This is a genomic window from Halococcus sediminicola, from assembly GCF_000755245.1.
Taxonomy (GTDB): Archaea; Halobacteriota; Halobacteria; order Halobacteriales; family Halococcaceae; genus Halococcus; species Halococcus sediminicola.
Genome location: NZ_BBMP01000026.1, coordinates 208,809 through 221,759 on the forward strand (window position 1 = coordinate 208,809; position 12,951 = coordinate 221,759).

At 64.2% G+C, this 12,951-nt stretch carries 15 protein-coding genes; 11 read left to right on the top strand and 4 right to left on the bottom strand.

Annotated elements, in window-relative coordinates:
- Positions 1–214: 214 nt before the first annotated feature.
- The 3 genes from ACP97_RS17515 to ACP97_RS17525 form a co-directional block, all read right to left on the bottom strand.
- A complete protein-coding gene (locus ACP97_RS17515; protein ID WP_154020064.1) occupies positions 215–1,174 on the bottom strand; it encodes a hypothetical protein in 960 nt (319 codons plus the stop codon).
- A 212-nt stretch (positions 1,175–1,386) separates the two neighbouring features.
- Positions 1,387–2,592 (bottom strand): right-handed parallel beta-helix repeat-containing protein, encoded by a 1,206-nt coding sequence (locus tag ACP97_RS17520; RefSeq protein WP_237561230.1) that lies wholly within the window; start codon positions 2,590–2,592, stop codon positions 1,387–1,389.
- Between the two features lie 337 nt (positions 2,593–2,929).
- Positions 2,930–4,135 carry a glycosyltransferase family 4 protein gene (locus tag ACP97_RS17525; protein ID WP_049999128.1) on the bottom strand — a complete coding sequence of 402 codons (1,206 nt, stop codon included), beginning with the start codon at positions 4,133–4,135 and terminating at the stop codon, positions 2,930–2,932.
- 446 nt (positions 4,136–4,581) lie between these two features.
- Between ACP97_RS17525 and ACP97_RS17530 the strand changes: the two genes are divergently transcribed.
- From ACP97_RS17530 to ACP97_RS17580, 11 genes are all read left to right on the top strand, one after another.
- The gene (locus ACP97_RS17530) at positions 4,582–4,767 is read left to right on the top strand and encodes an HVO_2753 family zinc finger protein (RefSeq protein WP_049999129.1); all 186 of its coding nucleotides are present in this window, start codon (positions 4,582–4,584) and stop codon (positions 4,765–4,767) included.
- A gap of 2 nt (positions 4,768–4,769) precedes the next feature.
- Positions 4,770–5,036: an elongation factor 1-beta gene (locus ACP97_RS17535; RefSeq protein WP_049999130.1), complete on the top strand. Its 267-nt coding sequence runs from the start codon at positions 4,770–4,772 to the stop codon at positions 5,034–5,036.
- A 49-nt stretch (positions 5,037–5,085) separates the two neighbouring features.
- Positions 5,086–5,376, top strand: coding sequence for a 50S ribosomal protein L21e (locus tag ACP97_RS17540; RefSeq protein ID WP_049999131.1), 291 nt, complete (start codon positions 5,086–5,088; stop codon positions 5,374–5,376).
- Entirely contained in the window at positions 5,373–5,729 is a 357-nt protein-coding gene (locus ACP97_RS17545; protein WP_049999132.1) for an RNA polymerase Rpb4 family protein, read from the top strand. The genes ACP97_RS17540 and ACP97_RS17545 overlap by 4 nt, the downstream gene beginning before the upstream one ends.
- Positions 5,730–5,770: 41 nt before the next feature.
- Positions 5,771–6,343: a DUF655 domain-containing protein gene (locus tag ACP97_RS17550; RefSeq protein WP_049999133.1), complete on the top strand. Its 573-nt coding sequence runs from the start codon at positions 5,771–5,773 to the stop codon at positions 6,341–6,343.
- Between the two features lie 78 nt (positions 6,344–6,421).
- Positions 6,422–7,264, top strand: coding sequence for a 16S ribosomal RNA methyltransferase A (locus tag ACP97_RS17555; RefSeq protein ID WP_049999134.1), 843 nt, complete (start codon positions 6,422–6,424; stop codon positions 7,262–7,264).
- Positions 7,265–7,379: 115 nt separating this feature from the next.
- The gene (locus ACP97_RS20585; protein ID WP_202593658.1) at positions 7,380–7,541 is read left to right on the top strand and encodes a hypothetical protein; all 162 of its coding nucleotides are present in this window, start codon (positions 7,380–7,382) and stop codon (positions 7,539–7,541) included.
- A 102-nt stretch (positions 7,542–7,643) separates the two neighbouring features.
- Positions 7,644–8,771 carry a mechanosensitive ion channel family protein gene (locus ACP97_RS17565; protein ID WP_049999135.1) on the top strand — a complete coding sequence of 376 codons (1,128 nt, stop codon included), beginning with the start codon at positions 7,644–7,646 and terminating at the stop codon, positions 8,769–8,771.
- 1 nt (position 8,772) lies between these two features.
- Positions 8,773–9,342, top strand: coding sequence for a HemK2/MTQ2 family protein methyltransferase (locus ACP97_RS17570; protein WP_049999136.1), 570 nt, complete (start codon positions 8,773–8,775; stop codon positions 9,340–9,342).
- A gap of 60 nt (positions 9,343–9,402) precedes the next feature.
- Positions 9,403–10,407 carry a 5-methyltetrahydropteroyltriglutamate--homocysteine methyltransferase gene (locus ACP97_RS17575; RefSeq protein WP_049999137.1) on the top strand — a complete coding sequence of 335 codons (1,005 nt, stop codon included), beginning with the start codon at positions 9,403–9,405 and terminating at the stop codon, positions 10,405–10,407.
- Positions 10,404–11,459, top strand: coding sequence for a methionine synthase (locus ACP97_RS17580; protein ID WP_049999138.1), 1,056 nt, complete (start codon positions 10,404–10,406; stop codon positions 11,457–11,459). The genes ACP97_RS17575 and ACP97_RS17580 overlap by 4 nt, the downstream gene beginning before the upstream one ends.
- 22 nt (positions 11,460–11,481) lie before the next feature.
- Here the strand turns inward: ACP97_RS17580 and ACP97_RS17585 are convergent, their stop codons facing one another.
- Positions 11,482–12,810: a cytochrome P450 gene (locus ACP97_RS17585; RefSeq protein ID WP_079977701.1), complete on the bottom strand. Its 1,329-nt coding sequence runs from the start codon at positions 12,808–12,810 to the stop codon at positions 11,482–11,484.
- Between the last annotated feature and the right edge of the window lie 141 nt (positions 12,811–12,951).

Below are 12,951 nucleotides of genomic sequence, written 5' to 3' on the forward strand. Positions count from 1 at the left end.
TCCAGTTCTGTATTCGGAGTTGGTTTCTGCCTGTCGTACTCGACACCGCTGCAATCGGCGTCGCCGTGACTGTGCAGTCGTTCCGAAGTGTACAGTCAGGGACCGACGCGCTGCGGTCGTCGCACTGACCACCGGAGCGGGCAAGCGAGCCAGAAGTTGTGTTCCAGAACCGTGTCGAACTCAGTGTCCACGAATCGTTTTCGTTCGTTCCGACTCAGGTGACATACCCGAGGTCGGCAAGCCGCTTTTCGAGCATCTGTTCGTCCGTCTCGCTCGCTTGCTGGGGCGGTTCGGATTCGATGACTTTCCGCTCCCCTTCTCCGCGGACTTCGTACCACGGTACGGTCGTGAGGACGGATGCGTTGACACGAGGGGGATGGCCGTACCACCGGGTTGGAATGGGACGCATCCGCTCCGTGATGATGTTCCCGTGGTCCGACGTGAGAACCGACTTCCCCGGTAGTGACTCCGCGAGTGGCAGCGCCTCGTCCAGCACGATGTCGAAATTCTCCCGATACGCCCGCCACAGCTCGTCGATCGATACATCCGCAATGCCGAATTGTAACTGTGTCCAGATGGCGTACTTTGCGAGACCGTTCGTCTCAGCGTTGGTGTGTCCCTGAAGGATACCTTTCTCTTCGATCGTCTCTCCGGTCGCCCCGAGAAACGGGTAGTGCGGCTGCATGAAATGAACGAGGAGACGCTTGTTCGGAAACTCCTCGGCCGCCTTACGGGTTTCGTCGGCAACGACCGCCGGCGTGACCGTGGCGGCGTCCTCGTCCCAGCAGCTGTCGTAGAGATGCCAAACGTCGTGAAACGTATCCGCGGCGAGTGCGGCGACGTGCGGGTTCGCGGTGACGTAAACGGTGTCGTGGAGTTGGCGGCCGGCGAAGTTGTGGCGGATGAATTCGGCACTACTGCTGCCGAGCGACCGAACGGCCGAGAGCTGGGCGTCGTCGAGCCGGTCGGACTCTACGCACATGTCGTATCGACATGCATCGAGGATGAGACAGTTGTCCCAGTCGCGCTCGACCAACGGCGTCCCACGTCGCCCTCGCCATCCGGTGTATCGCTGATTCGCGCGCAACCCGGCGCGAGCGACGGCGACTTTCGCCACTGCGGGGACACCCGCCCGCTCGGTAAGTTCCCTCATCTCGCTCAACGAAGGGGTCATTGATCGTTCGCCTCGGCGATAGCGGCCACAGCTCGGCGTCGCTCTCTGCTCGTCGGCACGAATCGTCGGTGCAGACCGGTGGAATCCGTTTGCATGTCTCCTCATACGCGCCGCCTTACTCTACTATTGGGACGTTCAACCGCCGATAGCGTAGGATTTCGCTGCTAACTATATGTAATCATCAAATTATCCGAAGATGAAGTGATTGATACTCAGGAATTGCCCGCGCCGATGTTTCCTCTCGTGGACCATCCGTCGAGGAGCGCGAGTTTCGAACCGGCGAACGACCCTACAAACGTGTTGTTCGTGACTGAGCAGTTGACGAACGCCCCACCATCTTCGATGTTCGCGGCGATCCCATCGACGGCATCCCCCTCGCTTTGCAACACGTTGTCGCACACCTGCAACGCGACGACATCGTCCTCCTCAGCCTCACACAGCACTGCCGTTCCGTAACTTCCCCTCAGGTCGTTGTTCGTTATCCGATTGCCGACGCTATCGGCCTCCTTGTACGCCAGTACGGTGACGAGCGATCCCGACTCGCTTTCAGAGTACATGTCACAGCCGGTAACGCTCGAATAGCTGCATCGATCGAGTTCGATGGTCGCCCCACTTGTGGACCCATTGCCGTAGAACTTCGAGTAACCGATCTTCCAGGAGTTTCCGCGGGCGATTATCCCCGGGCCGTCGTTGTTGCCGAACCAGTTGGTGTCGATGCGGACCACGCCGACGGCGCGGTACGTCTCCTTGTTGGCTCCGCCGCGGAGACCGGCCCCCGCGTTGTGGACGAAACGACAGCCGCGAAAGTAGTTGTCGTCGGTGCTGCCGTCGGATCCGGCGAGCCAGAAGCCGTGCTCGGGGGCGGTGCTGAACTCGCAGTCGATAAACCGGCCGTTCCAGAACGCTCCGTAGACGACGTTGCCTGCGTCGTTGTTCGCCCTGTTTCCCTCGAACGTGATGTTTCGGAGTGTACACTCCTGGACGTTTTGGCTGGGGGCGTCGGGCGTCCGTACCAAATCGGTGTTCGCCCCATCTTCGAGTCGTAGCGTGGTCGCATGGCGGCCGGCTCCTTCAAGGAGAATACCGTCGGTCAGCGTCAGTTCGCTGCCGACGTACGTTCCCGGTGCCAACCGAATCACAGCGTCGCCACCCGTCCGATCGATGGCGTCCTGGATGGCCCCGAAACCATCGTCGGGCGTGAGATAGTGCTCGTTTGCCTGTCCGGAATCAGCCGAAGCGGTTTCGACGTTCAGGGAAATCCATCGTTCGCCATCCGAGAGCGTCCGCCGAACCGTGCCATCCCCGCTCGCATCTGTCACCTCCCAGATCGAGCCCTCCGCCTCGTTCGCCGGCGGACGCTCTCGTTTCGGTCCGACGTGGTAGTTCTTCGTTATCCGATAGACGGTTTCTAGTGGCATTGTTTGGTCGTTTCTGTCGCTATCAGCGCTCCGAGCACGATGGCTCGGCCCGCCGGGTGTCAGCTGCTCCGAAGGCTGTCGATTCGACGACGAACAGGCGGCAGTGGCGCTCGCGCTAACCATCGCTAAGAACGCCCGTCGTCGGACCGACAGTGTCGTGGATGGTTCATCATCGCTGGTGTGTCCCATGTTCAAAGGTTTTAGCCGTCGCCGGCAGCCGTCCCGTCTCGCCAGCCAGTCACGATTGGTCGGTTCCGGTATTCGTTATTGGGTCGTTCGATTTCCCTCATCGAGTCAATGACCGGTTGTCGCCCGACGCCTCCAAACGGGTGTAACACTACTCGACGGTGGGCGTCTCGATCACCCGCTCGCGCCCGTGAAAGGAGGCGATTGCGTCCTCGTAGACCGCCATATGTCGTTCGGCGATCGTCGCCCACGAGAGCCGTTCGCCCTGTCGCCGGCTCTCTTCGGCCATCGCGGCCCGGCGCTCGTCGTCGGTGAGCAGCGCGACGATGGCCTCCGCGAGCGCCGCCGGGTCCTCCTCGGGGACGACCACCCCGGCACCCGTCGCCTCGACTTGCGCGGGGAAGTCGCCGGTTCGGGTCGCCACCACCGGCTTGCCGAACGAGTGCGCTGTCGAGAGTGCGCCGCTGTGGCCCTTGGTGCCGTCGCCGTGGGTGCTGCGGTACGGCAGCGCGACCAGCGCCGCCCGCGAGAAGAGTTCGCCGACGCGCTCGTTCGGGACGAAGTAGTTGTGGACCTCGAAACGCCCCTCGTCGGCGGTGTCGATGAGCCGCTCGGTCTCGCTCGAAAGCGGCCCGTCGCCGGCGATGACGAGTGTCAGGTTCGGGAGTTCGTCGCTCGCCAGTCGCACCGCCTCGGCCAGCACGTCGAGACCTTTGCCGGGGAAGATGTTGCCGAAAAAGAGCAGCGTGTGGGCCTCTTCGGGCCGCTGCTCGTAGTCGTAATCGGTGAAGAACTCGTAGGTCGCGTGCGGGATGACCTCAATGGCCGTCGATTCACCGAGGCGTTTTGCGAACGCCGCGCGCTGTTGGTCGCTGTGAACGATGACGTGATCGGTCGCGGCGTCGGGGATCAGCGTGTTCAACAGCTCCTCGAACGCCGAGAGCGGACTCGATAGTGTCGTAATCGAGGGCGGCACCTCGTGGTAGGTCACGACGAACGGGTAGCGCTCGTCGAGCCCGTAGCGCTTGGTGAAGAACTTGACCTGGGGGAAGAAATCGGTGGGGTCGTGGACTACGTCCGGATCGAACTCTTGGAGGCGCTTCAGGTTTCGATAGGAGAGCAACCCCCGAAGGTTGTTCCGGACGTCGAAATCGAGGTTGTACATGTCGGGGATGGAGATGTTCATACTGTCGAAGGCGTCGACCGTCTCGACGCGCTCGGAGAACACCTCGTCGGCGCTCGTCTCGGCCGGTTTGAACACGACCACCTCCGCGCGCTCGGCGACGGCGTTTGCGAGTTCGGCGGCGTAGTGGGGCAATCCGCCTTTGTTCTGTGAGAGGACATACGCGACCTTCATACACGAGAGTGCGTTTCGAGTGACTTATACCCAGACGACGGTACGTCCGTCTATCCACCCGTTCGAAACGGCCGCTCGTCGAGTAACGGGGCGTAATTCGTGATTGAACCCGCCCCTTCGAGCGAATACCTATGCCGCCGTGGGACGGCGGATACCGTATCGTGCGACGCGACCGATCTCACCATGTTTCGAAAGAGAACCGTCTGGAGATACGTTCGTTGGCTGTTCCTACTGATGCCGGGCATGAAGCCACGAGCGGTGAAACGAAACGTGCTCGTGGCGCTTTTGTATCTGCTCGTGTTCGGGCTCTCCATTTCGGTCGTTTTCCGCCTCCCGATGGGCTGACGGCCCGACGCGCGTGACGGTCGCTTTATCGTGGCTCCGTCTGTCGTCGCGTTGCGAGCGGCTTTCGACAGGATTTAACCCACGGGTACACAGGTGGCGGTATGAGCGAGAGCGACTCCGCGTCGACGCAGTCACGAACCTGCGTCTCCTGTGGCATCGACATCTCCGGAACCAACGCCGCCGCGTTCTCCTGTCCGGAGTGTGGACAGCGGATCTACCGCTGTGCGAAGTGCCGCAAGCAGAGCAACCTCTACGAGTGTCCCGACTGCGGCTTTACGGGGCCGTAACGATGGGAAAGGTCGCCGCGAAGCTCAAGGTGATGCCCGAGAGCCCAGAGGTCGACCTCGACGACCTCCAGGAAGAACTCGAAGACTCGCTGCCCGAAGGGGCGAAGATCAACGGCTTCGAGCGCGACGACGTGGCCTTCGGGCTGGTCGCACTCCTACCGACGGTCATCGTCCCGGACGACGCGGGCGGGACCGAATCGGTCGAGGAGGCCTTCGGCAGCGTCGAGCGCGTCGAAAGCGTCGAAGTGGCGAACGTCGGTCGCATCTGAGCGGTTCGGAACACACGTTTTATACGGGCCGCTCCGCAACGCAGGGCATATGCCGAACTCCAAGGGCCCACTCAAGAAAACCCGGAACAAACTCTCGAACGACCCGCGAGAGCGCGGTACCTCGCCGCCCCAGCGTGCCATCGAGGACTTCGACGCCGGCGAGCGCGTCCATCTCCGTATCGACCCGAGCGTACCAGACGGACGATTCCACCCCCGATTCAACGGTCACACCGGCGAAGTGCTCGACCGACAGGGCCGTGCCTACCGCGTGCAGATCACCGACGGCGGCAAGGACAAGATCATCATCGTCACCGCCGCCCACCTCCGCCGGCAGGAATGACGATCTTCAAGGAGAAACTCGACGAGGAGTATCTGACGCTCGCCGAGACGAAGACGCTGCTCGCCGACATCGAGGCCGATCGCGCCGCCGACGAGGAGCGCGAGATGCGCTACGAACTCGCCCGCGCCATCGACCACGTCAACCGCTTTGCCGAGCTCACGGTCGAAGAGTCACAGGAGTTCGTCGACGAACTCGAAGGGTTGGAGAAAGTCGACGAACCGACGGCGTACAAGATCGCCAACCTCCGGCCCGCGAACCGCGACGAACTCCGCGCCATCTACGCACAGGAGCGCTACTCCCTGTCGGGCGAGGAACTCGACGCCGTCCTCGACGTGGTCGCCAAGTACGAGTAAGCGGGACGAACTTAAGTACGTCCTCGGCGTAGCTGAGTGTTATGAGCGATGTCGAAAGCGACGACGCCAGCGAGCACCGCGCCGTCGTCCTCGATATGTTGCCGACCGGCCGGCCCGACGACGACCGGCCGCCACAGCAGAAATCGGCGCTCGCGTTCACCCTCGGCGAGAGCGACTTCCGGCTCGCCGAACTCACGCTCGCCGACGACGCCGACATCGGTTTCAGCGACCGCATCCAGCCCGACGACTCGACCGTCGAATCGACGCACACGATCGAGTTCGACGCGCTGCCGAACGCCGCCCGCTCGGAACTCGAATACGCCATCGAGGACACCATCGACCGCGACGAACAGCGGTTCGTCGATTTCTACAACGACGCCCAACCCATCACCCTCCGGCTCCACCAGCTCAACCTCCTCCCCGGTATCGGGAAGAAACTCCGGAACTCCATCCTCGACGAGCGCAAACGACAGCCCTTCGAGAGCTTCGACGACCTCGAAGAGCGCGTCGCCGGTCTCCATCGACCCAAAGAGATCCTCATCGAGCGTATCCGCGAGGAGCTACGCGACGAAGACCTGAAATACCGCATCTTCGTCGGGCGCGACGCGGAGTAAGTAGGGTTTTGTCGGCCGCGTCGCTACCGCCGCCATGAACGAAAGAGCGCGGAGAGCACGGTCGGCGGGCGGGCAGCGATGAGCGACAGGCGCGACCCCGACGCGCTGCTCGGGCGGGCGGGCGTGCGCGGCGACCCCCAACAGGACCAGCACTTCCTCGTCGACGATCGCGTGCTCGACCGCCTGCCGACCTATGGAACCGAATTCGACACGAGTCACGTCCTCGAAATCGGGGCCGGCACCGGCGCGCTGACCGACCGTCTGCTCGGTCGTGCCGAGCGTGTGACGGCCGTCGAGCGCGACAGCCGACTCGCCGACTTCCTCCGCGAGGAGTTCGCCGACGCCATCGAAGCGGGACGGCTGGACATCATCGAGGGCGACGCGCTCGCGGTCGACCTCCCGGAGTTCTCGGTCTCGGTATCGAATCTCCCCTATGGAATATCGAGCGAGATCCTGTTCCGGTTGCTGCCTCGAAAGCGGCCGCTGGTCGCCACAGTACAAAAGGAGTTCGCCGAGCGGATGGTCGCCGCCCCCGACACTTCCGAGTACGGTCGGCTGTCGGTGACGACGGGTCACTACGCCGACTGTGAGATCGTCGAGACCGTTCCTCCGGCGGCGTTTGCGCCGCCGCCGGCCGTCGAGAGTGCGGTCGTGCGGGCCACGCCGCGTGACCCCGCGTACACCGTGCCTGAAGAGGCGTTTCTCGCGCTCGTCAGGGGTGTGTTCACCCAGCGACGCAAGACGCTGCGCAACGCGATCCGGAACACGACACACATCACGGGCATCGAGCGGCCCGAGGCGGTCGTCGAAGCGGCCGACGAGGCGCTGCTCGGCAAGCGGGCGGGCGAACTCGCTCCCGAGGGATTCGCCGCGCTCACGGAACTGGCACTTGAACACGGTGGCGTCCCTCGGGGCGAGTGATGGGTTCGCGGACGACACTGGCACGCAGCACGGACGCCTCGCGGTTTGTGTTGATTTATCGAACACGGCACACACAAGCAACGGGTCGAAAGGTTTCAGGTCCGTACGAGCAGTCATGGCGCTCATCGAAGGTCTCCGGGAAGCGTTCGGCGCGGACGCCGCCGAAGCGGGGACCGCCGACGAGAGAACGTACCGGTGTATCGACTGCCACGCCGAGTTCGACGACCGAAAACAGCTCTGTCCGAAGTGTGGCGGCGAGCAGTTCAAGCGCGCCTGAGGCCGCAACCGGATGGTCCGCTCGGTCGATTCGCCCCACTCGCCGACCCACGAGACGGGCGGCGAGGGCAGCGACGAATCCCAACGGCGGGAGCGGTGACGGATGATACTGCCCGAGTTCCTCAGACGCTTACAGATGGACCACCTCTCCTCGATCGGGGGGCAGTTGCTCGGCAGCGTCGCCGCGCTGGTCGCCCTCGGTGGGGTCGTCGTGTTCGTCGACCGCGCCGGCAGACCGCTCAAACGACGGTACAGCACCCGACTCACGGAGGCGCTGCAGGCCGGTGCCGTCGCCGTCTGGGTCGTCGTCACCGTGCTCTGGCTCACCGTGGTCTGGCGGGTCGTGCCGGCCGTCGGGCTGGTCGTCGACGCGCTCACGGTGAACCGTTGGACCGGCGCTCGACTGTTGCTCATCGGTGCGGTGATCGTCATCGCCTACCTGCTGATCCGTCTCATCAACCGCTCGATCGACCGGTTGGCCGAAGAGCACGGCGCGATCACCGACCACCAGAGCGAGGTCGCCTACCACGTCGCCGACGTCGGCGTGGCGGGGGTGGCGGTGTTCGTCTCGCTCGCGGTCTGGGGGATTCAACTCAGCCGGCTGTTCGTCGGTGCGGGCGTCCTCGGGGCGGTCGTCGGACTGGCCGCACGCGAAACCATCGGCTCGGTGACGGCCGGGTTCGTGCTCCTCTTCTCGCGGCCGTTCCACGTCGGCGATTGGATCGCCGTCGACGAGTACGAGGGCATCGTCAGGGACGTCACCATCGTCAACACGGAGATCCGGACGTTCAACGACGAGCACGTGCTGATCCCGAACGACCAGATAACGAGCGAGCCGCTCGTCAATCTCTCGGAGAACAACCGCCTGCGGGTTGACACCGAGATCGGCATCGATTACGCGACCGACCTCGACGAGGTGACGGCGCTCGTCGAGGAGACGATGGGGGAGATGGACGAACCGCGCTCGGTGCCGTCGCCACAGGCCGTCCTGAAGGAATTCGACGATTCGTGCATCGTCCTCGAAGCGCGCTTTTGGGTCGACGACCCGAGTTCGCGGCGCGTCTGGGAGGCCAAGACCGCCCTCATCCAGGCCCTGAAAGCGGCGTTCGATCGCGAGAGTATCTCCATCGCCTACCCGCAGCGCGTGCTCGCCGCCCGCGAGGAGGTCGGCGAGGTCGGCCCGCACGCAGAGCGCGGCAGCCTCAGCCCCGCGACCGACGGGGGCGAGTAGCGTGGGGCTTGACGAGCGCCGCGAGCGCGAGAAGGTCTATCAGCCCGCCGAGGACTCGCACCTGTTGGCGACGGCCGCCCGCGACGAGGTCGCCCCCGCCGACCGCGCGCTCGACGTCGGGACTGGATCGGGCTACGTCGCGACCGCGATGGCCGAGACCGGTGCGACGGTCTACGGCGTCGACCCGAACCCACACGCCTGCCGGCAGGCCCGCGAGAGCGGTATCCGGGTCGTGCAGGGAAACCTCACCGACCCCTTCGGAGACGGCGTGTTCGACCTCGTGACGTTCAACCCGCCGTATCTGCCGACCACGCCCGACGAAGCGGTGGGCGACTGGATGGAGGTGGCGCTCGCGGGTGGCGAGAGCGGGCGCGCGGTGATCGAGCCGTTCCTCGCCGGCGTCGGGCGCGTGATCGCGCCGAGCGGTCGAGTACTCATGCTCGTGAGCAGCCTGAGTGATTTCGACACCGTCGTCGATCTGGCGAACGAGGCCGGCTTCGTCGCGGCGACCGTCGCCGAGGACTCGTTCCCGTTCGAGACGCTCTCGATCCTCCGTCTCGATCGCGAGTGATTACTGGAGTGCATAATCGCGAGTAGCAAATATTAAGCGCCGTCATTCCTCATCCCTCGTATGACGGAATTCGTCGCGACGACGCCCGGCGTGTTTCCGCTGCCCGACTGGGCGAAGGACCGGTTGGGGAGCCTGAAGGGCCACCAGAAGGAGGACCTCGTCGACGGGAGCGAGGGGACCGAGATTACGGACGTCTACGGTGAGGCGCGGGCGTCCGTCGCCGACTGGCAGGCGACCGCCGGTCTCGACAGAATAGTCGAGGGCCAGCTCCGGTGGGACGACATGCTCGCCCACCCGCTCTGCGTCCACGACGCCGTCGAGACGCGCGGCATCGTGCGTTACTACGACAACAACAATTTTTACAGGGAGCCGGTCGTCACTGGCGAACTCACCTTCGACGGCGACCTCGCCGACGATCTCGACGCGCTCGACGAGATCGGTCCCGACGCGCCGACGCAGGCTGTCGTTCCCGGTCCGTACACGCTCTCGGAGCTCGCGACCAACGAGTTCTACGGCGATAGTGGGGAGTTCCTCGATGCCATCGCGAACTTCCTGGCGGGCGAGGTGCGAGCGTTTGCGGACGTCGAGACCGTCTTCGTCCTCGAACCGTCGCTCGTGACGAGCCCGCCCGGCGACGGCGAGGACGAACGCGCGAGCGAAGCCATCGACCGCGTGGCCGACGCGACCGACGCCGACGTTGTGGTCCAGACCTACTGGGGCGCGCTCACCGAGAAGGTCCACGCCCACCTGCTCGACGCGGACATCGATGCCGTGGGCTACGACTTCGTCACGAATCACGAGGACAATTTGTATAACATCAACGAGTACGGAACGAAGGAGGGGATCGCGCTCGGGCTGGCCGACGGCCAGAACACGCTGGTCGAAGAGCCCGCAAAGATCGCCGAGCGCGTCGCGTGGGTCGACGAGCAGACGCCCGGTGCGGAGTTCGAAACCATGTACGTCACCACCAACACGGAACTGTTCTACCTGCCGGTGAGTCGCTGTGTCGAGAAGCTCGAAGCGCTGGCTGCAGGCGCTGCCCGCGCCGCGGAGGTGGCCCGATGAGCCGCGAACAGTTCCGGCCGGCCGACCACCCGAACGAGCACTTCATCCTTACCACCGTCGTGGGGAGCTACCCGAAACCGAAGTGGCTCGATCGCGTGCGCGAACTCCACGACGATCCCGAGGGTGAGTTCGACGATGGCGAGTGGGAGGAGGCGACCGACGACGCCGCCCGCCTCATCACCCACGAGCACGAGCGCGCGGGTCTCGACGCCGTCGTCGACGGCGAGATGAGAAGGAATGAAATGGTCGAGTTCTTCGCCGAGCGCATCGAAGGCTACGAATTTAATGGACCAGTCAAGGTCTGGGGCCACAACTACTTCGACAAACCCTCGGTCGTGAGCGATGTCGAGTACGACGACTCGTGGCTCGTCTCGGAGTTCGAGTTCACCGACGGCGTGGCCGATCGCCCGGTGAAAGTCCCGATCACGGGCCCGTACACGCTCGCCAGCTGGAGTTTCAACGAAGCCTACGACGACGACCGTGACCTCGCGCTCGCGCTCGCCGACCTCGTTAACGAGGAGATCCGGAAACTGGTCGACGCTGGCGCGCGCTACATCCAGATCGACGAGCCCGCCCTCGCCACGACGCCCGACGACCACGCCATCGTCGGCGAGGCGCTCGATCGCATTGTGACTGGGCTCCCCGAGGAGGTACGGATCGGCCTGCACGTCTGCTACGGCGATTACTCGCGGATCTACCCCGAGATTCTGGAGTTCCCGATCGACGAGTTCGACGTCGAACTCGCCAACGGCGACTTCGAGCAGTTGGACGTGTTCAAGGAGCCGGGATTCGACCTCGACCTCGCGCTCGGTGTTACGGACGTCCACGTCGCCGAGGTCGAATCGGTCGCCGAGATCAAGGCGAACATCCAGAAGGGTCTCGAAATCGTTCCGCCCGAACGGCTGACGGTGAGTCCCGACTGCGGCGTCAAACTCCTCCCGCGGGACGTGGCCTACGGCAAGATGGAAAACATGGTCGAAGCCGCTCGCGAGGTCGAACGTGAACTCGACGCCGGCGAGATCGAGATCGGTGCGGCGACCGCCGACGACTGACGTGTAATATCTCTCGTAGCGCTCAGCGCTCGCGGACCGACATCTCGACGGGATCGGCGGGGTGGAGCGTCAGCGTCGGCAGGAAGTCGAACGAGGCGCTCGATTCGAGATCCAGATGGTAGTCCTGGGCGACGGTGGCGATGATGAACTTCGCTTCGAGCAGCGAGAGCTGTTTGCCGATGCACGACCGTGGACCGGCCCCGAACGGGAAATAGGCATAGCTCGGGCGCTCGTTCCGGCGGGCTGGTTTCCAGCGGTCGGGGTCGAAGGTGTCGGGGTCGTCGTACCACCGTGGGTCGCGGTGGACGGCCCACTGGGGGAGCATGAGCAACGACCCCTCCGGCAGTCGATAGCCGCCGAGAGTAACTGGTTGTTTCGCGGTTCGAAAGAGGGTGTAGACCGGCGGGTAGAGCCGCATCGCCTCGTTGAGCACGCGGTCGGTGTAGTCGAGTTCCCTGACGCTTTCGGCCGTCGGCGGTTCGCCGCCCAGCACGTCGTCGAGTTCGTCGTGGAGTCGCGCCTCGATCTCGGGGTGGCGCGCGAGGAGATGCCAGGTGTACGTCAGCGTGAGTGCCGTCGTGTCGTGGCCCGCCAGCAACATCGTCATCATCTCGTCACGGATCTGCTTGCGGCCGACCTCGCTCGTCCCGGACTGGGCGTCGAACAACAGTGAGAGCATGTCCGGGCCGCCGGCCTGCGGTCCCTGTCGGTCGCGGAGCACGTCTTGCAGGACGTCTTCGAGGACGGCTATCGACTGCCGGTAGTCGCGCTGCTCGCGCGTCGGGACCCACTCGGGCATCAGGAAGCCGCGGATCGTCGGGCTGAACTGATCGCCAACAGGTTGCAGACTCTCCTGGACGCGCTCGACGGTGTGGTCGTCGAGTTCGACGCCCATCATCGCGCTGGTGATGATCTTGAGGGTGACTTTCGCCATCTCGATGTCGACCTCGATGGTCTCGCCCGCGTTCCATCGCCCGGCCATCTCCGCGGCATAGTCGGCCATCAGGTCCGCACAGTCGTCAAGCCGGCTCCTGAGAAACGCTGGCTGCATCCGCTGGCGCTGTCGCTTCCACGTCTCGCCGTCGCTGAGCAGCAATCCATCACCGAGCAGCGCGCCGAGCGTGTCCTCCTGGAACTGCGGTTTGCTGTAGGTCCCTTCGTCGCTCACGAGCACCCGCTCGATGTCCTCGGGATTCGTCACCATGTACGTCTGCTCGGGACCGAGCGTGAACTGGGCGATGTCACCGTAGGCGTCCCGGACCGCCGTCATGAATCGCAGCGGGTCCTGTGCGTAGTGATAGGAGTTGCCGACCACCGGCAAACCCTTCGGTCCGGGAGGGGTGGTGCTCATACCGATACCAGGGGCTAACGCCACTTGAACGGTCGGAATCGACAGAATCGATTCACGTTTCCTCGTCGTCTCGAACTCGATGACGAGCGACGAGCAGTGTTTCGAAGCGCAACAATGAGTGTTGGAATCGGACCATCCATC